At 71.3% G+C, this 26170-nt stretch carries 23 protein-coding genes; 13 read left to right on the forward strand and 10 right to left on the reverse strand.

The annotated features are described in order from the left end of the window. Nucleotides 1-252: 252 nt before the first annotated feature. The gene (gene yaaA, locus E1258_RS02510; protein ID WP_132396418.1) at nucleotides 253-1086 is read right to left on the reverse strand and encodes a peroxide stress protein YaaA; all 834 of its coding nucleotides are present in this window, start codon (nucleotides 1084-1086) and stop codon (nucleotides 253-255) included. A 64-nt stretch (nucleotides 1087-1150) separates the two neighbouring features. After that, nucleotides 1151-2767, reverse strand: a complete 1617-nt coding sequence (locus E1258_RS02515) for a hypothetical protein (protein WP_132396420.1) — start codon at nucleotides 2765-2767, stop codon at nucleotides 1151-1153. A gap of 163 nt (nucleotides 2768-2930) precedes the next feature. On the opposite strand from E1258_RS02515, the gene E1258_RS02520 reads away from it, so the two are divergent. Further along, nucleotides 2931-3971: an App1 family protein gene (locus E1258_RS02520; RefSeq protein ID WP_132396422.1), complete on the forward strand. Its 1041-nt coding sequence runs from the start codon at nucleotides 2931-2933 to the stop codon at nucleotides 3969-3971. A 65-nt stretch (nucleotides 3972-4036) separates the two neighbouring features. Here the strand turns inward: E1258_RS02520 and E1258_RS02525 are convergent, their stop codons facing one another. After that, nucleotides 4037-4198 (reverse strand): VCBS repeat-containing protein, encoded by a 162-nt coding sequence (locus E1258_RS02525; protein ID WP_132396425.1) that lies wholly within the window; start codon nucleotides 4196-4198, stop codon nucleotides 4037-4039. Beyond that, the gene (locus E1258_RS02530) at nucleotides 4165-5274 is read right to left on the reverse strand and encodes a LamG-like jellyroll fold domain-containing protein (protein WP_165949610.1); all 1110 of its coding nucleotides are present in this window, start codon (nucleotides 5272-5274) and stop codon (nucleotides 4165-4167) included. Before E1258_RS02530 ends, E1258_RS02525 begins: the two co-directional genes overlap by 34 nt. Here E1258_RS02530 and E1258_RS35525 point away from each other — a divergent pair. The 7 genes from E1258_RS35525 to E1258_RS34275 all read left to right on the forward strand — a co-directional run bounded on the left by E1258_RS35525 (nucleotide 5219) and on the right by E1258_RS34275 (nucleotide 13290). Then, nucleotides 5219-9175: an RHS repeat domain-containing protein gene (locus tag E1258_RS35525; protein WP_305847261.1), complete on the forward strand. Its 3957-nt coding sequence runs from the start codon at nucleotides 5219-5221 to the stop codon at nucleotides 9173-9175. The genes E1258_RS02530 and E1258_RS35525 overlap by 56 nt on opposite strands. 36 nt (nucleotides 9176-9211) lie before the next feature. Further along, nucleotides 9212-9613 (forward strand): hypothetical protein, encoded by a 402-nt coding sequence (locus E1258_RS02540; protein WP_132396429.1) that lies wholly within the window; start codon nucleotides 9212-9214, stop codon nucleotides 9611-9613. A 73-nt stretch (nucleotides 9614-9686) separates the two neighbouring features. Continuing rightward, the gene (locus tag E1258_RS02545; protein ID WP_132396431.1) at nucleotides 9687-10172 is read left to right on the forward strand and encodes a hypothetical protein; all 486 of its coding nucleotides are present in this window, start codon (nucleotides 9687-9689) and stop codon (nucleotides 10170-10172) included. 181 nt (nucleotides 10173-10353) lie between these two features. Then, a complete protein-coding gene (locus E1258_RS02550; protein ID WP_132396433.1) occupies nucleotides 10354-10860 on the forward strand; it encodes a DUF6346 domain-containing protein in 507 nt (168 codons plus the stop codon). A gap of 92 nt (nucleotides 10861-10952) precedes the next feature. Beyond that, nucleotides 10953-11225 (forward strand): hypothetical protein, encoded by a 273-nt coding sequence (locus E1258_RS02555; RefSeq protein ID WP_132396435.1) that lies wholly within the window; start codon nucleotides 10953-10955, stop codon nucleotides 11223-11225. 333 nt (nucleotides 11226-11558) lie between these two features. Further along, complete coding sequence (locus tag E1258_RS02560) at nucleotides 11559-12629, forward strand: DUF6346 domain-containing protein (protein WP_132396437.1); 1071 nt, start codon at nucleotides 11559-11561, stop codon at nucleotides 12627-12629. Between the two features lie 25 nt (nucleotides 12630-12654). Further along, nucleotides 12655-13290 carry a helix-turn-helix domain-containing protein gene (locus E1258_RS34275; protein ID WP_243715128.1) on the forward strand — a complete coding sequence of 212 codons (636 nt, stop codon included), beginning with the start codon at nucleotides 12655-12657 and terminating at the stop codon, nucleotides 13288-13290. 50 nt (nucleotides 13291-13340) lie between these two features. On the opposite strand, the gene glgB is transcribed toward E1258_RS34275, so the two are convergent. The 3 genes from glgB to E1258_RS02585 are packed head-to-tail and all read right to left on the reverse strand — an operon-like array spanning nucleotide 13341 to nucleotide 18648. Then, a complete protein-coding gene (glgB, locus tag E1258_RS02575) occupies nucleotides 13341-15443 on the reverse strand; it encodes a 1,4-alpha-glucan branching protein GlgB (RefSeq protein ID WP_132396439.1) in 2103 nt (700 codons plus the stop codon). Beyond that, nucleotides 15431-17458: an alpha-1,4-glucan--maltose-1-phosphate maltosyltransferase gene (locus E1258_RS02580; RefSeq protein WP_132396441.1), complete on the reverse strand. Its 2028-nt coding sequence runs from the start codon at nucleotides 17456-17458 to the stop codon at nucleotides 15431-15433. The genes glgB and E1258_RS02580 overlap by 13 nt, the downstream gene beginning before the upstream one ends. Nucleotides 17459-17517: 59 nt before the next feature. Next, nucleotides 17518-18648: a sulfotransferase gene (locus E1258_RS02585; RefSeq protein ID WP_132396443.1), complete on the reverse strand. Its 1131-nt coding sequence runs from the start codon at nucleotides 18646-18648 to the stop codon at nucleotides 17518-17520. 232 nt (nucleotides 18649-18880) lie between these two features. Between E1258_RS02585 and E1258_RS02590 the strand changes: the two genes are divergently transcribed. Further along, nucleotides 18881-19414 carry a hypothetical protein gene (locus E1258_RS02590; RefSeq protein WP_132396446.1) on the forward strand — a complete coding sequence of 178 codons (534 nt, stop codon included), beginning with the start codon at nucleotides 18881-18883 and terminating at the stop codon, nucleotides 19412-19414. Here the strand turns inward: E1258_RS02590 and E1258_RS02595 are convergent, their stop codons facing one another. Both E1258_RS02595 and E1258_RS02600 read right to left on the reverse strand, forming a co-directional pair. After that, complete coding sequence (locus E1258_RS02595; RefSeq protein ID WP_132396448.1) at nucleotides 19415-19642, reverse strand: winged helix-turn-helix domain-containing protein; 228 nt, start codon at nucleotides 19640-19642, stop codon at nucleotides 19415-19417. Between the two features lie 224 nt (nucleotides 19643-19866). Then, the gene (locus tag E1258_RS02600; protein WP_132396450.1) at nucleotides 19867-20106 is read right to left on the reverse strand and encodes a winged helix-turn-helix domain-containing protein; all 240 of its coding nucleotides are present in this window, start codon (nucleotides 20104-20106) and stop codon (nucleotides 19867-19869) included. Nucleotides 20107-20285: 179 nt separating this feature from the next. On the opposite strand from E1258_RS02600, the gene E1258_RS02605 reads away from it, so the two are divergent. Both E1258_RS02605 and E1258_RS02610 read left to right on the forward strand, forming a co-directional pair. Further along, nucleotides 20286-20483 (forward strand): hypothetical protein, encoded by a 198-nt coding sequence (locus tag E1258_RS02605; RefSeq protein ID WP_132396452.1) that lies wholly within the window; start codon nucleotides 20286-20288, stop codon nucleotides 20481-20483. A gap of 16 nt (nucleotides 20484-20499) precedes the next feature. Next, nucleotides 20500-21678 (forward strand): helix-turn-helix domain-containing protein, encoded by a 1179-nt coding sequence (locus E1258_RS02610; RefSeq protein ID WP_243715129.1) that lies wholly within the window; start codon nucleotides 20500-20502, stop codon nucleotides 21676-21678. A gap of 119 nt (nucleotides 21679-21797) precedes the next feature. Here E1258_RS02610 and glgA read toward each other — a convergent pair whose 3' ends face one another. After that, nucleotides 21798-23012: a glycogen synthase gene (gene glgA, locus E1258_RS02615; protein WP_132396454.1), complete on the reverse strand. Its 1215-nt coding sequence runs from the start codon at nucleotides 23010-23012 to the stop codon at nucleotides 21798-21800. A 71-nt stretch (nucleotides 23013-23083) separates the two neighbouring features. On the opposite strand from glgA, the gene glgC reads away from it, so the two are divergent. Both glgC and pgm read left to right on the forward strand, forming a co-directional pair. After that, nucleotides 23084-24316: a glucose-1-phosphate adenylyltransferase gene (gene glgC, locus E1258_RS02620; protein ID WP_132396456.1), complete on the forward strand. Its 1233-nt coding sequence runs from the start codon at nucleotides 23084-23086 to the stop codon at nucleotides 24314-24316. A gap of 97 nt (nucleotides 24317-24413) precedes the next feature. After that, nucleotides 24414-26057 (forward strand): phosphoglucomutase (alpha-D-glucose-1,6-bisphosphate-dependent), encoded by a 1644-nt coding sequence (pgm, locus tag E1258_RS02625; RefSeq protein ID WP_132396458.1) that lies wholly within the window; start codon nucleotides 24414-24416, stop codon nucleotides 26055-26057. Nucleotides 26058-26170: the final 113 nt, after the last annotated feature.

The raw sequence follows: 26170 nt of genomic DNA on the forward strand, positions 1-26170 counted from the left end.
CGGCCGGCCCGGGCGGGGCCGGCCGCCGCGGACACGCAACGCAGCAGGCAGGCCACCTCGAACGCGTCGGCGAGGGTCAGCCAGTCCAGCGGGGGCGGTGTCGTGGGAAGGCGAGGCCGATCGAGCAGCGTGGGTTCGAGGGGCACCAGAGCCTCCTTGTCGGCATCGGGTTCCCCTTACCGTGGCCCGCCGGGCGGCCCGGTGGTACCCGTGGCCGCCAGGCTTGAGGAAATCTTGCGACAGTTCAGGCCGTCACAGCCGCGTCACCACGACGTCGACGGCCCGGGGCCGGCCGGCCGACACCGGCTGCTCCGACACGGTGTACTTCAGGTCCCGCAGGGCGGCCACGAGTCCGTCGGCGGTGCGCGGACGGGCGCCGGCGGTGAGCAGGTCACGGACCAGCCGCCCCTTCGTCGCCTTGTTGAAGTGGCTGACCACGGACCGGACCGGCCCGGACGGCGTGTCCCGTTCGTGCAGCACCCGCACGGTCACCGTCCGCCCGGCCAGCTCGCCGCGCGGGGTCCACGTCGCCGCGTACGCGCCCGAGCGCAGGTCCAGCACCGGGCCGCCGCCGGCCGCCGCCTCCAGCACCGGGCTGAGCTCTCGCCGCCAGTACGCCGACAGCGCCCCCACGCCGGGCAGCCGCGCCCCGATCGGGCACCGATACGGCGGGATGCGGTCGGTGAGCCGGACCGCGCCCCACAGCCCGGAGCTGATCAGCACCGACCGGCGGGCCGTCCGCTGCGCCGACGGGGGCAGCGTGGCCAGGTCGAGGGCCTCGTACAGCACGCCGGTGTACAGCCGGCCCGCCTCGACGGTGGCCGCCCGTTCCAGCCGGGCGTTGCGGCGCAGCTCGCCGGCCAGCCCCGGGGTCAGCCCCAGCGCCTCCAGGGCCGCCGCCTCGTGCCCAGTCGCCGTCCCGCCCCGGGCGGTCGCCCCGCCTGGGCCGGCGCAGAGCCCCACCAGCGCCGCCAGCACCCGCGCGCGGGCACCGGTCAGCTCGGGCAGGGACAGCCGGGCCAGGTCCAGCCGCCGGCCGGTCCCGGCGTCGGCCTTGCCCTCCGAGGGCGGCAGCAGGATGAGCATCGCCTCACGACTCCTCGCGCACCCGGCGTCGTCCGCGCCGGCCGGGCCAGCGTACGCACCGCGCTCACCGCCACGGCCGCACGGCCGTCTCCGGGTGGTACACGCGATAGCCGCCGACCTCGGCGAGCAGCGCCGGCCCGGCGCGCGGGCCGAGCAGCTCCCGCAGCCGCCGGTCGGCCGGGCCGTCGGCCACCAGCACGTACCCGGGCCGCTCGGCCCGGCCCACCTGCCGCCAGTACGGCGGGTAACGGTTCTGCCCGGGCGTGAGCCGCCCGTCGAGCACCCCGCAGACCACCGACTCGGCCGTGTGGAAGACCAGTCGGTTGCAGGTCCAGTACTCGCCGTACACCGCGCGCAGCCCCGCCCGGCGGACTGCGTCGGCCAGCTCCCGGGCCTGCCGTTCCTCGGCGCGCGACGGCCCGAGGCCGGCGCCGAACAACGCCGTGGCGGCCAGGGCGGTGGCGGCCAACCCGGCCAGCGCGGCGGTGGCCGACGCTCCGGCGAGCCGCCCGGCCGCGCCCGCCGTGCCCCGCCACGCGCGCCGCGCCGCCACCCACAGCGGCCACAGCGCCACCGGCAGCGAGAGCTGGAGCACCGACAGGTAGCGGGCGTTGTTCAGCGGGTCGGTCGCGGCCAGCGGGCTGCGTACGTACGCCGCGAGGGTCAACCCGGCACCCGCGACCAGGGCTAGCTGCGCGGCCGGCCCGACCCGGTCGCCGGCCGGCCGGGCGGCGGCCCGCCGGTACGCGACCAGAGCGAGCACCGCGGCGGCGGCCAGCAGCGCGGGGTAGAACAGCCCGAACCACTGCTGCCAGTGGGCGCAGCCGTCGACCGGGCACAGGCCGGTGGCCAGCGGCACCCCCTCCAGCAGCCCGCCGCGCAGCCGGTCGGTCAGGGGCGGCGTCGCGCCGGCCACCTGGCTGATGCGCCGCAGCACCGACAGCGAGTCCTGCCCCGGCGGTGCGCGCAGGTTGTCGGCGACCAGCGGCGCCGCCCCGACGGCGAACCCGGCCGCCAGCGTCGTCCCGCACCAGCCGAGCAACTCCCGGCGCAGCACCCAGGCCAGCAGCAGGCCGGCCGCCGCCAGGTACGGCACGATCAGCCAGTCCGACCAGACGGCCAACCCGGCCAGCAGCCCCGCGGCCCCCGCCGCCAGCGGCCGGGACCGCAGCCGCCGGTCGGCCAGCCCCACCGCCACCAGCAGGATCAGCAGCACCGCTGGCTTCACCTCGGGCCGCCCCCCGACGACCTGCAACTGGTCGCGCAGCACCCGCTCCGGGCCCAGCGCGAGCAGGCCGACGACCAGCACGGCGTACCACGGCGCGCAGATCCGGCGGGTCAGCCGGTAGGCCAGGAGGACGAAGAGCGCCCACAGCGCCAGCACCGGCAGCCGCAGCACCGGCCAGCTCGGCCCGGCGACGGCGACCAGCGGGGCCGCCAGGTACGCCTCCGCCATGCCCATGTAGCGCTGCCCGTACAGGAAGACGGGGTGCTCCCGGCCGGCCGCGATGTGCAGCGCGGCCAGGCCGAAGGTGGCCTCGTCGCTGTTCGACACGGGCACGGTGAGCAGCGTGAGGACCAGCCGGTAGCCGAACCCGGCCAGCCCGAGCAGCAGCGCGGCCCGCGCCGGCCGGTCCAGCGCCGGACGCCGCCGCCCACGGTCCTGCACAGGTGTCGACACGACCAACGCCCCCGTCGTCGCCCCGACCGGAGTGTGTCACGCGCCCGGGGCGGGCCGGGCCGGTTCGCGGCAGACCGGCGGCGGGTGGTGGTCGGTGGCGCGGTGGTCGGAGGAGCCGCCGACTCGCGTGGCTGTGGTGGCCGGCGTGTGGCAGGGTTGCAGCGTGCCACCGACACCCGCCGGCGAACTGGCCGTACCGACCCTGCACCGGGCCGCGCGGATCGAGGATGCCGTGCACAACCTGGTCGAGCGCCGGCTGCGGCGCACCGGGTGGCAGACCAACATCATCGCGTACGCCGGCTACGGCGCCCCCGGCTGGGCGCGGGTGCTGTGCCGGGTGCTGCTCGGCCGCCCCGACACCCGGTCCCGGCAGCGCCTGGAGAAGGTCCGTGGCTGGCGCAGCTTCACCACCCTGCCCGCCAAGCACGTGACGGTCACCATCGAGGCCGGCGGCGTGACGCACGAGGCGAAGGCCGACCGCAGCGGCTTCGTCGACACCGTGGTCGAGGCCGACCTCACCCCCGGCTGGGGGTCGGTGCGCCTCAGCGTCGCCGACGCCGAGCCGGTGGAGGCGCTGATCCGCGTCCTCGACCCGAACGTCAAGTTCGGCATTCTCTCCGACATCGACGACACGGTCATGGTGACCGCCCTGCCGCGCCCCCTGCTGGCCGCGTGGAACACCTTCGTCCTCGACGAGCACGCCCGCGCGGCCGTGCCCGGCATGGCGGTGCTCTACGAACGGCTGGTCACCGCCCACCCCGGCGCCCCGGTGTTCTATTTGTCGACCGGCGCGTGGAACGTCGCGCCGACGCTGACCCGGTTCCTGTCCCGGCACCTCTACCCGGCCGGGCCGCTGCTGCTCACCGACTGGGGGCCGACGGCCGACCGGTGGTTCCGCAGCGGCCGGGAGCACAAGCGGGCCACCCTGGCCCGGCTGTCCCGCGAGTTTCCCGACGTGCGTTGGCTGCTCATCGGCGACGACGGCCAGCACGACCCGGAGATCTACCGGGAGTTCGCCGCCGGGCACCCGGACAACGTGGCCGGCGTGGCGATCCGCCGCCTGTCGCCCACCCAGTCGGTGCTGGCCGGCAGCCTGCCCGCCGCGTCGGGCAGCTCGTCGTCGGGGCCGGTGGGGCAGAAGTGGCTCTCCGCCCCGGACGGCGCGGGGCTGTGGAAACTGCTGCGCGACGCCGGCCTGGTCTGACCGCTTTCCGACGGCGCCGCGACGGCGGGCCGGATCACCACCGGCCCGGCCCGCCGCCCGCTACGTCACCAGCCGGTGGTGATCTGGCTGCGGGCGCTCAGCAGACCCGCCGGGGCTCCCGGGTAAAGCCACAGGATCCCGGTCGAGTTCTCCCGGGCGACGACATCGGGCCTGCCGTCCCGGTTGAAGTCGGTCAGGCCGAACGAGGTGTAACCGCCCCAGCCCACACCGACCTGGGTGATGCTTCCCGCCGGAAGTCGTACAACCGCAGCGTGCCGTTGCTCACCAACCGGGTGTAGACGTCCGGTGTGGCGTCGCCGACGACGTTGACGATGCCGTACGGCGTGTCGTCGGTCGACCAGCCGTCGCCGACGTCCATTCGGGCGCTCTTGCCGCCCTTGAGGTCACCGGGATACACCCACAGGTCGTTGGTCGAGCCCGCCGCGATCACGTCCTGGAAGCCGTCGCGGTTCCAGTCGGCCACCCCGTACGGGCGGTAGTTGCACCACTGGACGCCGAGGACCTCCGGCTTGGCGCTCAGGTCGTCCGCCGTGCCGAGGAAGACCTGTAGCTCGCAGGAGGTGTTGTCGCGCACCACGATGTCCTGGTTGCCGTCGTGGTTCCAGTCGGCGATCCCGAAGACGGTGAACTGGTTCCACCCGGTCGACATCAGCCGAGGGGTGCCCACCTGCGCGTTCTGCTTGCGGTACCGCCACAGGTTGCCGCTGCTGTCGGCCGTGTAGATGTCCGTCTCCGTGGTCCCGGTGCCCGGGGGAGCCCAGGTGGTCGCGCCGAACGGAGTGCGTGCCCCGGCCACCGGCACGGTGTTGTTCGCCCCCACCTGGGCCGGGGTGAGCGCCCGCTTCCACACCTGGAGGTTGCTGATCATCCCGGCGTAGTAGGCGGTGAGCTGGCCCTGGTACAGGTAGCGGCCGACGACGAACTTGCCGCCGCTGGGCCACGTCGGCGTCGCGGTGAACTGGGCGCTGCCCTTCAGCACGCTGTTGACGTACAGCGAGATCGTCCGGGTCTCGGCGTTGTAGGTCGCCACCAGATGCGTCCAGACGCCGAGCGCCGTCCCGGCGGGCGTCACGACCTGGGTGTACGACCAGCCGCTGTCGGCGTTGCCCATGCCGAAGCGCCAGGTGTTGTCGCTCGTGTTGTTCCACAGCAGGAAGCGCGACGCGTTGGCGCCGTCCGCGCTGGCGATGACCCCGCCGGCTGCGGTCGGCTTGACCCAGACCGAGATGCTGAACGACCTCGCGGTGTCCACGATCACCTCGTACTGGGTGTCCGGGGCCACCGCCACTCGCTCGCGCACCGGCCTGTCGGCGCTGACCGCGCGGTGGGTCGCGCCGATCAAGACGTACACCCGGCAGGCGGTCACCAGCGGCGCGTCACTGACCTGGCGGTACACGGGCAGCGACAACAGCTACGACGCGAACACCGCCAGCGCCACCTTCGGCGAGCTCAAGCACACCTACACGTACACGGTGCCGGTCAACACGGCGTTCGACCAGTGCACCAGCTACACGTACGCCCCGGTCAACGCGGGCGCGAACCTGGCCGGGCTGGTCAGCCAGACCGAGACCGTGTCGGTGGCCTGCGGCGGCTTCACCCAGGGCAGCCCCGCCTCCGAACCGGGCAGCGTCAACGCGTTGACCGCCCCGGCGACGGTGAACCGGCCGGCGCAGGTGGTCAGGACCGAGCGGAACTTCTACGACGACCCGACCTTCGCCACCACGTTCCCGCAGGCCGCCGCCCCGACCAAGGGCGACGTCACCCTCACGCAACTCGCCAGGGACCACACCGCTGGCGCCTACGTGTGGCAGACCGGCGGGAAGACCACCTACGACTCGTACGGCCGCGTCACGGACACCTACGACGCCAAGAACAACAAGACCAGCACCGGCTACACCGTGAACGCCGCCAGCGTGGTCACCGGCGCGTCGACGACCAACGCGTTGAACCAGACGTCGTCGGTGACCCTCAACCCGAGGCGCGGCAGCACGCTCACCAGTACCGACGCCAACAACGTGGTGACCCGGCAGCAGTACGACGCCCTGGGCCGCGCCACCGCCGTCTGGTTGCACAACCGGGCGACCAGCAGCAACGCCAACCACAAATTCACCTACACGGTGTCCAAGACCGGCGTCACGGCGGTGACCAGCCAGAAACTGAACAACTCCAACGGCTACCAGACCTCGGTCACCCTCTACGACGCCCTGCTGCGCAGCCGGCAGACGCAGTCGGTAACCCCGCAGGGCGGCCGGATGATCACTGACACGTTCTACGACACCCGGGGCTGGACCAGAGCGTCGTACAACGGGTGGTGGGACGACGCGACCACGCCGACGGTCACCACCCCGGTTTCGGCGGCGACCCTCGGCAAGCAGGTGCCAAACCAGACCTCCATCACCTACGACGGCCTAGGCCGCGCCATCGTCACCACTGCGGCGAAGAACGGCGTCACCGTCTCCACCACCACGGTTCATGCCGGGGACCGCACCACCGTGGTGCCCCCCGACGGCGGGGTCGTCACGGCCACCGTCACCGACCCGCTGGGCCGGAGGAAGGAACTGCACGAATACCAGGCCCGCCCGACGGTGACCACCCCGGCGGACACGTTCACCGGGGACTTCACCGTCACCGGCGGCACCGCCACGACCAGCACGTACGGCTACGACAGCCACGGCAACCAGTCCACGCTCACTGACGCCGACAGCAACGTGTGGACCTCGACCTACAACCTGCTCGGCCAGGTCGAGACCAAGACCGACCCCGACGCCGGCAACAGCAGCCTGGTCTACGACGCCAACGGCAACCTCGTCCAGTCCACCGACGGCCGCAACAAGACCCTCTCCTACACCTTCGACGCCCTCGACCGCAAGACCGGCGAGTACGCTGCCACCGTGGCCAGCCAGTCGTCGGCGAATCAACGCGCCGCCTGGGTGTACGACAACAGCAACGCCGTCGCCGGGGTCACCAACGCCATCGGCAAGCTCACCACCACCGTCGCCTACCGCGACGGCCAGCCCTTCACGACCCAGCAGAAGGCGTTCAACGTCTTCGGCACCAGCCTCGGGCAGACGGTCACCATTCCCGCCACCGAGGGCGCCCTCGCCGGTTCGTACGTCTTCGGGCACTCGTACACCTCGGTGCTCGGCCTGCCCCTGAGCGACACCTACCCGGCCAAGGGCAGCCTGCCCGCCGAAACCGTCCTGCACGGCTACTCCGGCGTGCTGGACCTGCCCACCACCCTCGCCGGCCTCGCCGCCTACACCACCGGCGTCACCTACGACGCCTGGGGCCGGGTCAACCAGCAGAGTATCGGCACCGCCACCAGCGCCGCCTACGTCACCAACACCTACGACACCCACACCAGCCGGCTGACCAACCAGCTCGTCACCCGCTCCACGGCCACCCCGGCCACCGTCGACGAGCAGGAGTACAAGTACGACCTGGTCGGCAACATCACCCGCAAGACCAGCAAGCGCCTCGGGGTCACCACCCCGGCGGAGACCCGGTGCTACGGCTACGACGGCCTCGCCCGCCTCACCGACGCGTGGACCGCCACCGACGCCTGCGCCACCACGCCGACCAACGCCAACAAGAGCATGGTCGGCAACACCATCGGCGCCGGCAGCGCCTACTGGACCAGCTGGACGATCGACCCGATCGGCAACCGCACCCAGCAGGTCGAGCACAACCTGACCGGCGGCACCGACACGACCACCACCTACACCTACGACGGCAACGGGCAGAACAAGCCCCACACCCTGACCTCCACCGCCACGAGCGGCGGGGCGACCGGGAGCACCTCCTACACGTACGACGCCGCCGGCAACACCACCGGCCGCAACGCCGCCCAGGGCAACCAGACCCTCGCCTGGGACGACGCCGGCAAGCTGACCAGCGTCACCGGTGGCACCAGCGGCAACAACACCTTCACCTACGACGCCGACGGCAACCTGTTGCTCCAGAAGGAGCCCGGCAAGACCACCCTGTATCTGCCGGGGCAGCAGCTCACCCTCAACACCGCCACCAATGCCGTCGACGGCAACCGCTACCACGCACTCCCAGGCGGCGGCAGTTGCATTCGCTCCGGCAGCGGCACGGCCTACACCTTCGCCATCGCCGACCACCAGGGCACCCCGACTCTGTACCTCGACAACACCGCCCAGAACCCCACATGGCGGCAGTACACGCCGTACGGGGCGGCCCGAGGTGCGGCGGTCGCCGTTCCCGACAACCGTGGCTTCCTCAACAAGCCGATCAGCCCGACCGGGCTCACCATCGTCGGCGCCCGCGCCTACGACCCGGTCATCGGACGCTTCGCCTCCGTCGACTCGCTTCAGGACACCGGCCAACCACAACAGTGGAACGGCTACTCCTACGCCAACAACACCCCGGTCACCTCCAGCGACCCCACGGGGCTCATTCCGTCGGATTGCCTGGAGTTCGACTGTCGAGGATATGATCCGCGCCCCATCAAGCCAGGTGACAAAAAGCGTGGTGCTGGCGGTTGCGTTGGCGGATGCGGGACGCGGAAGAATATCGATTGGGGAAATCGGAATGGAAGGTCCTCCACGAAGGCGGGACGCAAGAAGGTGATCAAGGCACCGGATCTTGTGCTTGCTTTCATGGGTGGCAGTGGCGGCAATTACGGATTCACCGATGGTGACTATTTCGCGGAGCAAGTGCGTAAGGATCCCTTCCTTCAGCAGAGCATGTCAGGGGTTACGGGTCAGGTGTATTCCGGGGCGCGTCAGGGTGAGTTCGGCAAGAGTCTTGGAGATTCGGAAAACTTGCCAACGGCTGCCAAGGAATTCTTCGTCATCGCGGAATATTTGTACTACTGTGCTCAGGCTGGTCAATGTCGTGATAAAGGTTCGCAGCCTGGCAACCTGGAAGTGGCCATGCTCGGCTCCTACCGCGTCAAGTGGCAGGCGAGCAATGTGAAGTCCAACGGCGAAGCCGATGTAGAGTTGGTTATTGTCAATCATACGACCGTGGCGTCGATGACCAGGCCGCCGTTTGTTGGCTACACGGATACCTGGAACAAGATGACGGGCGGCGGTGGGGAGTCTCTTCCGACGCAGACTCAGACGATCGTGCTTCACGCCAAGATTCCTGCGGCCCCGCGCTCGGGTCCTCCGCCGGTCATCTGTCGGAATGCTATTTCGGGTAACGGAAGGTGCTGATTGCTCACTGATGGAAAAATGGTGAGGAGGCGGCCGATGTTTGTTCTCATCGGCGCCTCCTTGCTGCTGTTGATCTGCTGTGGCACGTTCGGTCGAACCATGTGGCCGCCAGTGCAAGTCGAAGCCTTGTGTGGAACGTTCGAATCGCAATTGGACGGATCGATCACTTTTGCTTCGAATGGTTCATTTTCGGCTTCTAACATCACATTCGGCCGGAACGCCGCTGCCGAATTGGAGAGGATTTCTGGTACTGGCGAGCTGGAGCTGGAGCGAAGCCTGACCGCCAGCACCGAGGCAACGCTGGTGATGAAGGATGCAAGGGCTCGTGTGGGGCTGGAGGTAGAACGCGGTTGGCGGGGTGAGGTCATACTGTGGCGATACGTCGATGATCCCGACAGTGGCGAGCGGGAAACCTTCCGCCGCACGTCTTCCTGCTGACAGCGTTATACGTGGACGGTGGGAGGTGGGTACAGGATCTACGCGAGCGAGGGCTGATGCACCGTCGCGGCGGGTGGAGCAGGTGATGACCATCGGCAAGATCAGTGCCTCACTCATGTCGGTGGTTTGTTTGGCCGTGGGTGCCCTTGTCGGTGCCTGCAGCCAGGCGTCGCCGCCGATCCTGGTGGAGGAGGTGGCCGGAGAATGGTGTTCGGGCGGTGGCGATCTTCTGACCGTCGAGGCCGGCGGGAGGTTCAATCTCGTCAGGTTGTCGCGTGACTTCTTCGCGGTCCTGCACGAGGACGACGAGTTCGTCGACGGCTACCTCCTTGACCGGGACTACGGGGGCGTGCAACCCGCAGCAGGTAATGGCAGCTGGACCTTCGGCGAAACTGCGACGTCGCCCCGGGTCCGTCTGGAGTTCGACAAGCTTGGATCATCCGTGAGTCCGCCGTCTGGTGAGCTGATCGTTCGTAGGACGGATGAAGGGGAGGTCGGGCTCTTCGGGTACGAGAGCGACCCCGACGAGGGCTATACCGTGAGGTTCCTCAAGTGCTGACATCCGGACTGTCAACGTGCGGCGTGTTCGTTCGACGCGATCGGCGTGATCGGCGGGCGTCCGGGGTGCTGTGCGCTTGATCCGGGCGGTGTTCGACACGAGCGTCTGGAGCGCCGACATCCGTGAGCGCGAGCTGCGGAGGTGGGCGGGTCTGGGCCCTGTCAGGTATCGCGTGCGGAACGTGATCGTTTCGATCCTGCTGATGATGGCGGCGGTGGGAACCTTCCTGCTGCTGTCCACCCTGGTCAGTCTCTATCCGGGCACCGGGACGGTGGTCCGTGGGCCGGGCGACCGGGCCGTGCAGGCCACGGGCGGGGCGTGCGCGCGGGTCGGTCCGATCAGCGGCTATGGCTTCGGGTACTGGTGGGACTGCGATGCCACCCTGCGGGACGGTGACGGCGGGACGCGCGTGGTCCGGGTGGGCCCGTCCGTCCTGTCTCCTGACGACCTGGGCCGGACTGTGGAGATCAGGGAGAGCTGTCGCGACGGCGACTGCGAGTACGGCAGGGCCGCCAACCAGTGGCTGGAGGGCCTGCTGTTGGCCGTCGGCAAGCTGGGCTGGTTCCTGATGGTCATTCTCGGCGGGAGCGCCGTCGTTGCCGTCGTCAGGGCTGTCCTTGGTGCGCCCAGGTACCTTCGGCTGCACGGCCGCCTGTTCCCCCGCAAGGCAGACGGGTCCGCCGGGTAGAGGGACGAGTGCTCTGTGCCGTGCTCATTCTGACGAGTTGATCGATGTGGGGGCCGGCACCGGAGCCCGCCCCCGTACGCGGAGGTGTCATCGTGGGGCGAGCGGTTCCGGCAGTCTCCCTCGGGCTGCTCCTGATCGTGACGGGTCTGGCTCTCGTGGCCGACTACCGGGGCATCGCGTCCAGGCACATCGAGCTGGCCCAACGCCTCGTGCGCCCGATCGGTCTCGGCGGAAGGACGAGTCGAGCCGATGAGCGACTTCGGAATCGCTTCATCCTGTTCGACCGGGCCTTCGGGGTGTTGATGGTGCTGCTGGGTGTGCTGGCCCTGACCGGCGGCGCGTACCTGTCCGCGTTGCACGTATGAGCGGGCGCAGTCGGGGGAGGTCGTCCTCGGCGGTCACCTGGCTTCTGGCCTGTGTCGGCATGGCGGCCTCGGCGGTCTTCCCGTTTCTCGTGGTCGTCGACCGGAGCACCATCTGGACGTTTCTGCTCGGGTGGCCGCTGGGCTACCTTCTGACCTGGATCGTCGCCAGGCGCAGAGGGCTGAGCGCCTACACCCGGCGTCGGGTGTTCGGCTGGGGGGCCTCTTGGCGATCTTCGTCGTGATGTTCGTGGACGAGGGCGAGAGCGCTCGGACAGTCTCGGGGAAGGCGACGGGGCGACCGTCCGACGGCGGCGGCCGGACAGGGGGACCGCGGTGAGTCGGACCACTCCCGAGGAGACGGCGGCGATGCAGCGTGAGCAGATCGCCGCGTACGAGCGACGCGGGCCGTTCTGGGGCCGGCTGGCGCAGCTCGGGGTGGCGGTCGCCTGCGCCGTGGCCATCGTCGTCTCGTGGCTGGTGTTCAACACGATGGCGGGCTTCTATCCGGGCACCGGGGTGGTGAAGTCCACCCCGGCAGAGCGGCCGGCGCAGGCCACGGTGGGGGAGTGCCGGCGGGTCGGGCCGGTCGGCGGCGACGGTCTCGGCTACTGGTGGCACTGCGCCGTGACCGTCCGGACCGGCGACGGGCGCGAGGTGCGGATCGTCACCGGCAACTCCGTCGTCACCCCTGCCGACCGGGGAAGGCCGGTCGACTTCCGGGAGGCGTGCTTCGGCAAGGGCAACACCGACTGCCGGTACGGCCGGCCGGCGTCCCGGGTGTGGGCGCTGGCCGTGACGATCCTGGGCATGGTGCGGATCGCGCTGACCATCGTGCTGATCTTTGGCGTCTGGTACTCCCTGCTCCGATCAGTCGTCGGCGTTCCGCGCTACTACGCCTGGCTGAACCGCCGCGAGGCGCGGCGAAGCCCGGTCCTGCCGCTGCCGGTCCCCCCGACGAACCGCCCCGATCCCTACCCCGGGCCGATGAGCCCGTCCCTGCGCATCACCTTCGCCTATCCCGACGGCCCCTTCTCGGAGGCGTACCGGTCCACCGGGCCGCGGCTGCTGCTCGCCGGTGTCGAGGTGCCCGTGCACGGCTGGGGCAGCCACAAGTTCGCGGTGCCCGCCGGCCCGAGCAGCGTGCGGGTCGTCGTGCCCTTCGGCGACACCGACGAATTCGCCGTAGCCGAGCACGAGGTCACGGTCGGCGCGGGCGAGACCGTCGACCTGGAATACGTGGCTCCGACGGTGCTCGGCCTCTCGGGCAGGATCCGCGTGACGGGGCGCACCGGCGAGCGGCCGGACGGGCCTACGCGTGGCCCGCCCGGCAGGTGGCTCGGGCGGCGCAGGATCAGGCGCGACACGCGGGCCGCTCTCCGAGTGTCACCTGACCTGGTTCCATAGCATCGATGCTATGGGGTGGGGTAGCGTGGAGCTTGAGCCCGAAATCCGCGACTGGCTGGAGGGACTGTCGACAGCACACTTCGCAAGAGCGGCCTTCTACGTCGACCTGCTCGCCGGGCGAGGGCCGCTCCTCGGCGAACCGTACACCAAGCAACTCGACGGCAAGCTGCGCGAACTGCGGTTCCACCTGGATCGCGACCAGGTCAGGGTGACCTACTGGATCGCCACAGATCGTCGCATCATCCTGCTGACGGTCTTCCGGAAGACCCGGATGCGGGAGGACCGCGAGGTCGAGCGGGCGCGACGGGCGCTGGAACGATGCGTGGCGGAGCGACACACTGTGCACCAGGGGGGTGGAGCGATGAACGATCGAGACGACTGGAACGAGCTGCGTGAGCGACGCCTGGCAGAGCCCGGGGCCGCAGACGCATACGAGGCGGCACGGATCGCCTTCGAGCTCGGGCAGACGGTACGGGACCTGCGTGAACGCAACGGCTGGAGCCAGACCGAGCTTGCTCGTGCCGCAGGCATGACGCAGTCGGCCGTGGCCCGCTTCGAGGCCGGCGGCACGGTGCCGACGCTGACGGTGCTCGAACGGCTGGCCAGGGCGCTGAACATGAGGCTGGACGTCACGTTTGCGCCCCGGGCGAACGCGGCCTGATCCCCGCCGGGCCACGGGCTGGCCCGCCACGCCGCCCTGGTTGACGCGGATCAGTCGCGGCGCAGCCAGAGCACGCCCAGCGGCGGCACCCGCAGCGCCACCGACGCCGGCAGCCCGTGCCACGGCACGCCCTGCGCGCGTACCTCGCCCAGGTTGCCCACCCCGGACCCGCCGTAGTGGTGGGCGTCGGTGTTGAGCACCTCCGTCCAGGTGCCGGCGGCGGGCAGCCCGATCCGGTAGTCCTCCAGCGGCACGGCGGAGAAGTTCGCCACGCACACCAGGGTCGCGCCGTCCGGGGCGATCCGGACGAACGACACCGCGTTGTGGGCGACGTCGTCTCCGGCGATCCAGCGGAACCCGGCCGGCGTGGTGTCCTGCGCCCACAGCGCCGGGGTGTCCCGGTAGACGCGGTTGAGGTCGCCGACGAGGCGCTGCACGCCGGCCCGCGCCGGGTCGTGCAGCAGGTACCAGTCGAGGCCCCGCTCCTCGCTCCATTCCCGGTCGTCGCCCAGCTCGCAGCCCATGAACAGCAGTTGCTTGCCCGGGTGCGCCCACATGTACGCCAGCAGCGCCCGCACGTTGGCCAGCCGCTGCCAGGTGTCCCCGGGCATCTTCGCGACCAGCGAGCCCTTGCCGTGCACCACCTCGTCGTGGCTGATCGGCAGCACGTAGTTCTCGCTCCACGCGTACGCCAGCGAGAAGGTGAGCTGATGGTGGTGGTGCTGGCGGTAGACCGGGTCCTTCGACGTGTAGAGCAGGGTGTCGTGCATCCAGCCCATGTTCCACTTGAACCCGAAGCCCAGCCCGCCGTCGGCGGTGGGCCGGGTCACCCCCGGCCACGCCGTCGACTCCTCGGCGATCATCACCACTCCGGCGTGGTGCTTGTAGACGGTGGCGTTGACCTCCTGCATGAAGGCGATCGCCTCCAGGTTCTCCCGGCCGCCGTACTGGTTGGGGGCCCACTGCCCCTCCGGCCGGGAGTAGTCCAGGTAGAGCATCGACGCCACGGCGTCGACCCGCAGCCCGTCGACGTGGAACTCGTCGCACCAGTACAGCGCGTTGGCGACCAGGAAGTTGCGCACCTCCCGGCGGCCGAAGTCGAAGACGTACGTGCCCCAGTCGGGGTGCTCGCCGCGACGCGGGTCGGGGTGCTCGTACAGGGGGGTGCCGTCGAAGCGGGCCAGGGCCCACTCGTCCTTGGGGAAGTGCGCGGGCACCCAGTCCAGGATCACCCCGATCCCGGCGTTGTGCAGCGTGTCGACGAGGTGGCGGAAGTCGTCCGGGTCGCCGAACCGGGACGTCGGCGCGTAGTAGCCGGTGACCTGGTACCCCCAGGAGCCGCCGAACGGGTGCTCCATCACCGGCATGAACTCCACGTGGGTGAAGCCCAGCTCCGTCACGTACGCGGTGAGCTGCTCGGCCAACTCCCGGTAGCCGAGGCCGGGCCGCCACGAGCCGAGGTGCACCTCGTACACGCTCATCGGTTCCTGGTGCGGCTGCCGGCGTGCCCGGCGCGCGAGCCAGTCGGCGTCGGTCCACTCGTACGTGGAGCGGTGCACCACCGACGCGGTGGCCGGCGGCACTTCCGCGTACGCCGCGAGGGGGTCGGCCTTGTCCCGCCACCGCCCGTCGGCGCCCAGGACCCGGTACTTGTACTTCGCCCCGACCGGCACGTCGGGCACCAGGATCTCCCACACGCCGCTGGAGCCCAGCGACCGCATCGGCCAGCCGTCGTCGGTGCCCCAGCCGGTGAAGTCGCCGACCACCCGCACGCCCCGCGCGTTGGGCGCCCACACGGCGAACGCGACGCCCGCGTCGAGCACCCGCGCGCCGAGCGCCTCCCAGAGCCGCTCGTGCCGGCCCTCGCCGATCAGGTGCAGGTCCAGCTCGCCGAGGGTGGGCAGGTGCCGGTACGGGTCGTCGCGCAGCGCGCCGTCGACGTCGACCCGGTAGTCCAGCACGGTGCCCGGCAGGACGACCTCGAACACGCCCGCGTCGTGCACCCGGGTCATCGGGTACCGCTGCCCGCCGACGACGGCGCTCACCGTCCGGGCCCCCCGGCGCAGGGTGCGGATCGTGGTGCGCCCGCCGGCGGGGTGCGCGCCGAGCACGGCGTGCGGGTCGTGCGCGGTGCCGGCGATCAGCTCGTCCATCGGGCCTCGTCCTTGTCAGCAGCGGCGGTGGGGGCGGTGGTGCCCCCGGAGACGGGCCGGCGCACGGTGAACACGTGCGCGGGCTGGAGGTACGGGTCGAGCCGGACGGCGTTGCGCTGGCCCCAGTCGTAGGCCGCGCCCGTCAGCTCGTCGTGCACGGTGAACCGGTCGGGCCAGTCCAGGCCCAGCGCCGGCATGTCCAGGGTGGTGTTGCCCCACTGCACGGCCTGCGAGTCGAACGAGCAGACCACGATCACCGTGTTGCCGGTGTCCGGGTCGTGCTTCGACCAGCACAGCAGCGCCGGGTTGTCGATGTCGTGGAAGACGAGGTTGCGCAGCCGGTGCAGGGCCGGGTTGTCGCGCCGGACCCGGTTGAGGGTGGCGATGAACGGGGCCAGTGACCGCCCCTGCGCCTGCGCGCCGGCCCAGTCCCGGGGGCGCAGCTCGTACTTCTCGTTGTCGAGGTACTCCTCCGCGCCGGGGCGGGCGACGTGCTCGAACAGCTCGTAGCCGGCGTACATGCCCCAGGACGGGGAGAGCAGCGCGGCCAGCACCGCCCGGATCTTGAACATCGGCGGGCCGCCGTGCTGCAACGACTCGTGCAGGATGTCGGGGGTGTTGGGCCAGAAGTTGGGGCGCATGTGGTCGGCGGAGGCGACCAGCTCCTCGCAGTACTCCCGCATCTGGGCCGCCGTCGTGCGCCAGGTGAAATAGGTGTACGACTGCGTGAAGCCGATCTTGCCGAGCCCGTGCATGATCGCCGGCCGGGTGAACGCCTCGGCCAGGAACAGCACGTCCGGGTCGACCTTCTTCACCTCGGCGATCAGCCAGTGCCAGAAGTCGAACGGCTTGGTGTGCGGGTTGTCCACCCGGAAGATGCGGATGCCCTCGCCGACCCAGTGCAGCACCACCCGCAGCACCTCCGCGCGGATGCCCTCGGGGTCGTTGTCGAAGTTCAGCGGGTAGATGTCCTGGTACTTCTTCGGCGGGTTCTCCGCGTACGCGATGCTGCCGTCGGCCCGGGTGGTGAACCATTCCGGGTGCTCGGTCACCCACGGGTGGTCCGGCGCGCACTGCAACGCCAGGTCCATCGCCACCTCCAGGCCCTGCTCGACGGCGGCGGCCACGAAGTCGCGGAAGTCCTCCAGCGTGCCCAGGTCGGGGTGGATGGCGTCGTGGCCGCCCTCGGCCGCGCCGATCGCCCAGGGCGAGCCCACGTCGTCGGGGCCGGCGGTGAGCGCGTTGTTGCGGCCCTTGCGGTTGACCCGGCCGATCGGGTGGATCGGCGGCAGGTACAGCACGTCGAAGCCCATCGCCGCGACGCCGGGCAGCCGGTCCATCGCGGTGGCGAAGGTGCCGGAGCGGGCCGGGGCGTCGACGGTCGCCGGGATCGCACCCTCGGAGCGGGGGAAGAACTCGTACCAGGCGGAGAAGAGCGCCCGGGGGCGGTCCACCCAGAGCCGGTACTCGTCGCCGGTGGTGACCAGCTCGCGCACCGGGTGCGCCCAGAGCAGGTCGGCCAGGTCGAGGGCCGGGGCGACCCGGGCGGGCAGCTCCCGGCCGGCGTCGCCGAGTGCGGCCACCGCCGCCCGCACCCGCGCGGCGTCGCCGGCCGGCACCAGGTCCAGGGCGGCGGTCAGCATGCGTACGCCCTCGGCCAGGTCGTTGGCCAGCTCCGTCGGGCCCTGCCCGGCGGCGATCTTCTTGGTCACCGCGTTCTGCCAGGTCAGGTACGGGTCCTGGAACGCCTCGACGGCGAAGGTCCACGCGCCGACGGCGTCGGGACGGATGGTGGCGTGCCACCGGTCCTGGCCGGGCTCGCCGGGACGCATCCGGGTGAACGGCCGTGCCCGCCCGTCGGGGCCGAGCCAGACCACGTTGCAGCCGAGCGCGTCGTGCCCCTCCCGGTAGGCGCGGGCCGACACCGGAACCGCCTCGCCGACCACCGCCTTGGCCGGGTAGCGACCGCAGGAGACGGCGGGGGAGACGTCTTCGATCGGGAACCGTCCTGTCACCCTGTCAACCTACCTGTGCGAGATCGTCTCGCGCGCGGGCAAGCTCTCCCCGCATCCTGCTACGTCTCGATCAGCCCGCGCACGAGCGGATCACCGGGGTCGACGACCGGAAGCTCCGCCAGGACCGCCCGCGCCTGCGCGAAGTCCTCCGCGCCGAGCGCCGGTGCCGGATTGCTGCGGCGGCTCGCCCGGGAGAGCAGGGTCCCCTCCTGGGAGTCCGCCGCGAAGGTCCCGTGCGCCGCGTCCACGCCGTCGGCCGGCAGGCCGCAGTGGGCCAGCACGGCGGCGAGGGTCGCCTTCGGGTCGGCGTCGAGCGCCTCGTAGGCCACCGGCAGCAGCGGCACCCCGTCGCGGCGCAGCGTCCGGTAGCGGTCCAGCACCGACAGCCAGGTCAACATGTACGCCTCCGTCGGCGTCGGCTGCCGCTCGTGCCCGGCGACGAAGGGCATGATCAGCGGGGCCTGGGCCAGCACGTACCTCAGGAACGCCAGTTGCGCCTGCGGGTCGGGCAGGTGCGGCGTGAAGCCCTGGTGCATCGACTCCAGCCACGGGCGCGCGTCGCGGTGCAGGAACACGCTTCGGGCATCGGGGAACACCTGGTGGAACAGGTCGCCGAGCTGGATGCCGCTGGCCCGGAACTTGACCGCCAGCGTCCCGCAGCCCCCACCCCCGGCGTTGCCGAGGACGCGGACGCAGCTGCGGATCAGCCGCGCGTACTCCGCGTCGCGGCTCGGGTCCTCGTGCCGCAGCAGCGCGATCTCGGTGAAGACGTCGGGCTCGGAGTAGCTGCGCACCCCGGCCATCTCGCCCAAAGCCCTGCTGAGCAGCGTCGACCCGCAGCGCCCGACGGAGTAGACCAGGATCAGTCGGGCCGGGTCGGGCAGGCCGTCGGCGAGCCGGTGCAGGGTGTCGTAGGGCACCGTGATCAGCCGCTGCGCGGCCCGGTACTGGTCGAGGTAGAAGAACGACCCGCCGGCCAGGTCGACACCCGGCGGGGCCTGCACGAAGTACGCCAGGCGCTGCTCGTCGTCGAGGCAGTGCAGGCTGACGTCGGGGTCGCCGAGCACGCTCTCCGCCGGCACCGACTCGCCCGGCCGCACAACGAAGTTGTGCGGGCTGGCCGGGACGAACTCGGCCGGCGCCACCTTGTCGAGGATGTCCAGCATCTGCGCGGACCCGTTCGTATCCATCGATGCCAGACGCTACGCGGAATCACGGTCCGCGATCAAGTCCTCGCGGAGCGCTGGAGCCCGGTCGGCGCTGCTGGTCCGATCCCGGACGCCCCGGCGGGCGGTGGGACGGGCCCCCGCTACGCGTGGTCACGGCCTGTCGGCCCGGTCCTCGTCTTGCCGCCGTTGAAAGACGGGCAAGGTGTCGTCGGTGCGTCAGCCGGGCGTGCGGTGACCCCGTTAGGGTGACGGCATGCCAGTGGTGCCAGGGGGATTCGTGCCAGGTCGCAGCGCACTCACCCTGATCGGCGACGATGCCGCCGGTCCGCGTCAGGCGAACCTACCCACCGGCGGATTCTGGCGGCTGGTCCTCGGCGTCCTGGGGCTCGGGCTGGTGGCGATCGGCCCCTTCCTGGTGTACGCCGCCGCCTTCCTCGCCACCGACGAGCCCACCGTCAACCGGTGGATCATGGGGGCGGCTGGAGCCGGGGTCACCATGTCGTGCGTCGGGCTGGCCCGGTACGAAGCGCGCCTGCATGACCGCGCCCGACGGGACCAGCGCCGACTGGAGTCGGTCGGCGTTGCCGCGAGCGCCGAGATCACCGCCGTGCGGCCCGCCTCACTCGGCGAGGAGAGCGGGATCGAGGTGAGCCTGCTGATCAGCGGGCCCGGGTTCGAGCCGTTCGCAACCGCCTCGCAGTGCAAGGAGCATCCCAGCCTCAAGGTCGGCGCGCGACTCAACGCCGTGGTCGACCCCACCGACCGGCTGTACGCGATAGTCCCCTAGCTAGGTCGGAGGACTCTGCGCCACGAACGAGCCCTTGCCCTGGTGCACCTCGATCCAACCCCGCTCATCGAGGATCCAGAGGGCCCGTCTGATCGGGTTGTCGGACGAGTTGTACTGCCGGGCCAGTTCCGCGATCGTTGGCAGCTTGTCGCCGGGCTTGAGCGTGCCTCCTCGGATCGACGCGGTGACGTCATCGATGACCTGCTCATAGACAGGCTTGCGGGGCATGTGGATCACCTCTCGTCAGCCCGTTCGGCGTCTCGCCGAGCAGCCGCTACTCAAGATCGCAGATGTGGGGATGGGGTGAGGGCTCGTCGCGTTGCGTGAGTGGGTGCAGAGTAAGGGGGTGGCCACGTGTAGCGCTTGCGAGGCGACGGGTGGCCCCTGAACTGGTAGATCTTGGTATCAACTGGCCCCGCTGAGGGCCGAAACTCACCAAGATCTACCGGCCTTCATCTCTCTGCCTGTGCCGGAGGGTTCGGTGCCACGAACGACCCCTTGCCCTGCCGAGTGATGATCCAGCCTCGTTCCTCAAGGATCCGGAGGGCGAATCGAACCGGCCATGCGCTCGATTGGTACTGCCCGCGCATCTCCTCGATGGATGGCAGCTTGTCATCGGGCTTCAAGGTGCCCGCGCGGATCGAGGCCACGATGTCGGTGATGATCAGTTCGTAAAGCGGGGCTTGCGGCATGGTGGCGCCACCTCTCGTCAGCGATCCGATCTTCGCACTCGGAGTGACGCGCCGCGCATTCTCTGTTGACTGTGACGGCAGTGCCTTCTATGTTGATGGTTGCAGGGGTTCTCTCGTCAGCAAACTGGAGTGCCCTCACTCGGACGAACCCCCCGACCGCAACTCGGAAGGAGGCGCAGATGCGTGAGCGCCCGCATGACGGGCCGCTGCCGGCGGCGTACCCGATGCCGGACGGCCGGCCTCCGCAACCCGACGGGGATCGGGTGCCCGGTCCGCCCCGGCCCGACCGCACGCCGATCAGCCGTCGGCAGTACGCCTACGGTCTGACGATCGCGCTGGTCGTACTCGTGCTGTTGCTCGTTGGGATCCTCGGGTGAGCGGGACGGCCCGGCGGTGAACGAGTTGCCGGTCGGTCGCCGGGTCGCCCACTGGCGGGTGCGGCGCAACATGACGCAGCAGCAGTTCGCCGACCGCCTCGGCAAGTCGAAGAGCTGGGTCGACAAGGTCGAGCGCGGGGTGCGCCGGCTGGAGCGGGTGTCCAACCTGCGGGAGGTCGCCGAGGCGCTCCGGATCGACCTGGAAATGCTGCTGGCGGACCGGCCCGGCCCGGTGGACCCGGCCTCGGCGGGCGTGGAGGGGATTCGGGCCGCCCTCGCCCGGTACCACGTGGTGGCACCCGCCCGGCCGCCCGACGTGGCGCAGGTGCGGGCCCGGCTCGGCCACGCGGAGCAGAGCTACCGGCACGCCCGGTACCGGGAGCTGCTCGGCCTGCTGCCCGGCCTGCTCGACGCCGCCCGCGAGGCGCGCGCCACCTGTCCGGGCCGGGCTGCCGACGAGCTGCTGGGGTCCGGGTACGGGCTCGTCGCCCTGGTGCTGGTGAAGCTCGGCCAGGGGGAGTTGGCGTGGCTGGCCGCCGACCGGGGGCTGGCCGTCGCCACGGCCGCCGGCGACCCGTGGCTGGCCGCCGCCGCGACCGTACCGTTGTGTCAGGCCCTGCGGGCGAGCGGCCGGCTGCGGTCGGCGGTGGAGGCGGCGGTCGTGGCCGCCCACCGCGTCGGGCCCTCCCGGCCCGGTGCCGCGCCCGCCGATGGCTGGGCCCTGCGCGGGACGCTGCTGCTCCAGGCCGCCCTCGCCGCCGCCGGCCGGGGCGACGAGCGGGCCGCCCACGAGCTGCTCGGCCGTGCCGGAAAGGCCGCCCGGGCCGCCGAGCCCGAAGGCATCGGCGGTGGGGGCTTCGGCCCGGCAACGGTCGAGGCCGCCCGGGTGGTGGCCGGGTCCGCGCTCGGCGAGGTTGCGGCGGCGACCGTACGCCACGAGAAGCTGGTACCCGGCGACGGGTGGCGGTGGCTGCCGACCGAGCACCGGGCCGCGTACCTGCTGGACGTGGCCCGGCTGTACGCCTCGGCCGGCGACGGGCTCCGCGCCGGCCGGGCGGTGCTGGACGCGGAGCGCACCGCCCGGGGCGAGGTGCACGACCGCCCGGCGGCACGGGAACTGGTCGCCGTCGTGGCGCGTTCCGCCGCCGCCCCGGCCGGCCTGACCCGCCTCGCCGCCACCCTCGGTGTCACCTGACCCGCCCCTGACTTGCCGCACCCGCCCCTGACTTGCCGCTGCGCCAGCGTGCCGCGCCCTACTGTGGCTGGTGAGAAGGGAACCCTTCTATACCGCAGGCGTTGACAGGGGGCCCTTCCTTACGCGCCGGCCAAGCGGTAGACGTCGATCGTGCGGGCGGCGATCGCGTCCCAGGAGAAGTGTTCGACGGCCCGCCGCCGCCCGGCCCGGCCCAGTTCACCGGCCTTCGCCGGGTCGGCCAGCATCTCGTTGATCGCCGCCGCCAGGTCGGCCACGAACCGCTGCGGCTCCAGCGGCCGGCCCGAGCCGTCGGCGGCCTGCTCGATGGGCACCAACAGCCCGGTTTCGCCGTCGGCGACGACCTCGGGGATGCCGCCGGTGGCGGTGGCCACCACCGCCGTCTCGCAGGCCATCGCCTCCAGGTTGACGATGCCCATCGGCTCGTAGACCGAGGGGCAGACGAAGACGGTGGCGTGGGTGAGCACCTGGATCACCTCGTGCTTGGGCAGCATCTCCGCCACCCAGATCACCCCGGATCGGGTCGCCCGCAGCTCGGCCACGAGGCCCTCCACCTCGGCGGCGATCTCCGCCGTGTCGGGGGCCCCGGCGAGCAGCACGAGCTGGGTGTCGGACGGCAGCTCCCGGGCCGCCCGCAGCAGGTACGGCAGCCCCTTCTGCTTGGTGATCCGTCCCACGTACACGACGCTGGGGCGGGCCGGGTCGATGCCGAGCCGGTCCACCACGTCGGTGCCGCGCTCCGGGGCGTACTGGGCGGTGTCGATGCCGTTGTAGACCACCTTCACCCGCTCGGGGTCCACCGCCGGGTACGCCGCCAGCACGTCGGCGCGCATCCCCGCGCTCACCGCGATGATCGCGTCCGCCGCCTCGTACGCCGTGCGCTCGCACCAGGACGAGAGCGCGTACCCGCCGCCGAGCTGCTCGGCCTTCCACGGGCGCAGCGGCTCCAGGCTGTGCGCGGTGACCACGTGCGGGACGCCGTGCAGCAGCTTCGCGGTGTGCCCGGCCAGGTTGGCGTACCAGGTGTGGCTGTGCACCACGTCGGTGCCGGCGCAGGCGGCGGCCATCTCCAGGTCGACGCCCATCGTGCGCAGCGCGGCGTTCGCGCCGGCGAGGGCGGCCGGCTCGGCGTACGCGGTGACGCCCGGCTCGGTGCGCGGTGCGCCGAAGCAGTGCACCCGCACGTCGGCGAGTCGACGCAGCTCGCGGGCCAGGTACTCGACGTGCACGCCGGCCCCGCCGTATACCTCCGGCGGGTACTCGCGGGTGAGCAGATCGACGCGGAGCGGTGCGGTGGCCGGGGCGGAGGCGCTCATGCCCCGCACCCTAGTGCAGAAGTCCGTCCGTACGAGTGGTGAAGTGGCACGCGGGTGGTTAGCGTCTGGGCATGGCTGACAAGGTGCTCGCGATCGTCCTGGCCGGTGGAGAGGGCAAGCGCCTGATGCCACTCACCGCAGACCGGGCGAAGCCCGCCGTCCCGTTCGGCGGGATGTACCGCATGGTCGACTTCGTCCTGTCCAACCTCGCCAATGCCGGCTTCATCAAGATCGTCGTGCTGACCCAGTACAAGTCCCACTCACTGGACCGGCACATCACCATGACGTGGCGGATGTCGACGTTGCTCGGCAACTACGTCACGCCGGTGCCGGCGCAGCAGCGCCGGGGTCCCTGGTGGTTCGCCGGCTCCGCCGACGCGATCTACCAGAGCTTCAACCTGATCCACGACGAGCAGCCCGACTACGTCATCGTCTTCGGCGCCGACCACATCTACCGGATGGACCCCCGGCAGATGGTGGACGACCACATCGCCTCCGGCGCCGGGGTGACCGTCGCCGGCATCCGGCAGCCGCTGTCGATGGCCGACCAGTTCGGCGTGATCGAGGTCGGCTCCGACGGCCGGCGGATCCGGTCGTTCCGGGAGAAGCCCACCGACGCCGTCGGCCTGCCTGACGCGCCCGATCAGATCTACGCCTCGATGGGCAACTACGTCTTCACCACCAAGGCGCTGCTGGAGGTGGTCGAGCGGGACGCGGAGGACAAGACCAGCAAGCACGACATGGGCGGCAGCATCATTCCGATGCTGGTGGAGCGCGGCGAGGCCAACGTCTACGACTTCCGCGACAACGAGGTGCCGGGCAGCACCGACCGCGACCGGGGCTACTGGCGGGACGTGGGGACGCTCGACTCGTTCTACGACGCCCACATGGACCTGATAAACGTGCACCCGGTGTTCAACCTCTACAACTTCGACTGGCCCATCTACACCGAGCAGCCGCCGTACCCGCCGGCCAAGTTCGTCCACCAGTGGGGCGAGCGGGTCGGCCGGGCCGTCGGCTCGATGATCTCGCCCGGCGCGGTGATCTCCGGCAGCCTGGTGGAGAACTCGATCGTCTCGCCGAAGGTCAAGGTGCACTCCTGGGCGCACGTCGACGGCTCGGTGCTGATGGAGGGTGTGGACATCGGCCGGCACGCCGTGGTCCGCCGGGCCATCCTCGACAAGAACGTGATCGTCCCCGAGGGGGCCGAGATCGGCGTCGACCTGGAGAAGGACCGGCAGCGCTACACCGTCTCCGACAACGGCATCGTGGTGATCGGCAAGGGGCAGCGGGTCGAGCCCTGAGCCGGCCGCCGTGCCCAGTCGCGGTGCCCCCGTCACGTGTGACCCCGGCCCCGCCGGGAAAGCCCCATCGTCCGTAGCGTCCCTGGAGGTTGCAGCAGTGGCCCACCCCCGCGCCGGTCAGCCCGCCGAGCCCGCCGACCTGGTCGACGTGCCCCGGCTGGTCACCGCCTACTACGCCGAGCATCCCGACCCGGACGACCCGGCGCAGCAGGTCTCCTTCGGCACCTCCGGGCACCGCGGGTCGAGCCTGCGCAACGCGTTCAACTCCGACCACATCCTCGCCGTCACCCAGGCGCTGTGCGACTACCGCCGCCGGCAGGGCCTCGGCGGGCCCCTCTTCCTCGGCCGGGACACCCACGCGCTGTCCGCCCCGGCGGCCGTCGACGCGCTGGAGGTGCTCGCCGCCAACGGGGTCACCGTGCTGCTGGACAGCCGCGACGGGTACACCCCCACCCCGGCGGTGTCGCACGCGATCCTCACCCACAACCGGGGCCGCGCCTCCGGGCTGGCCGACGGCGTCGTGATCACTCCGTCGCACAACCCGCCCGACGACGGCGGGTTCAAGTACAACCCGACCCACGGCGGCCCGGCCGACTCCGACGTCACGAGGTGGATCCAGGACCGCGCGAACGAGATCCTCGCCGCCGGGCTCAAGGAGGTCAAACGCATCCCGTACGCGCGGGCCCGCGCCGCCGACACCACCGGCGCGTACGACTTCCTCGCCCGCTACGTCGACGACCTGCCCGCCGTGCTCGACCTCGACGCCGTCCGGGCCGCCGGGGTGCGCATCGGCGCCGACCCGCTCGGCGGGGCCAGCGTCGCGTACTGGGGGGAGATCGCGCAGCGGCACGGGCTCGACCTCACGGTGATCAACCCGACGGTCGACCCGACCTGGCGGTTCATGACCCTCGACGGCGACGGCAAGATCCGGATGGACTGCTCCTCGCCGAACGCGATGGCGTCGCTGATCGCGGCCCGCGCCGACTACCAGGTCTCCACCGGCAACGACGCCGACGCCGACCGGCACGGCATCGTCACCCCCGACGGGGGCCTGCTCAACCCCAACCACTACCTCGCGGTGGCAATCGGTCACCTGTTCCGTACCCGGTCGAACTGGGGCCGCGACGCCGCGGTCGGCAAGACCCTGGTCTCCTCCTCGATGATCGACCGGGTCGCCGCCGACCTGGGCCGGCCGCTGCTGGAGGTGCCGGTGGGGTTCAAGTGGTTCGTACCGGGCCTGCTCGACGGGGCGGTCGGCTTCGGCGGCGAGGAGAGCGCCGGGGCGTCCTTCCTGCGCCGCGACGGCAGCACGTGGACCACCGACAAGGACGGCATCCTGCTCTGCCTGCTCGCAGCCGAGATCATCGCGACGACCGGCAGGACGCCCAGCCAGCACTGGACGGAGCTGGCCGATCGCTTCGGCGCCCCCGCGTACGCGCGCATCGACGCCCCGGCGGACCGGCGGCAGAAGGCGGTGCTGGCCAAGCTCTCGCCCGAGCAGGTGACGGCGACCGAGCTGGCCGGCGAGCCGATCACCGCGACGCTGACGACCGCGCCCGGCAACGGGGCGGCTATCGGCGGGCTGAAGGTGACGACCGGGTCCGGCTGGTTCGCCGCCCGACCGTCCGGCACGGAGGACGTCTACAAGATCTACGCCGAGTCCTTCCAGGGGCCGGAGCACCTGGCCCGGATCCAGCAGGAGGCCAAGGAACTGGTGACGGCGGTGCTCGAGCGGGCGTGATCCCGAGCGACATCGCCGGATCCAGATAACCTGAGCGGAGGTGATCCGTTACCCCTAACGGAAACCCGGGCCGGCTACGGCCCGGGGTCGCGGGGGAAGGAGCGCCATGCGCG

It is taken from the genome of Micromonospora sp. KC207, from assembly GCF_004348615.1.
Taxonomy (GTDB): domain Bacteria; phylum Actinomycetota; class Actinomycetes; order Mycobacteriales; family Micromonosporaceae; genus Micromonospora.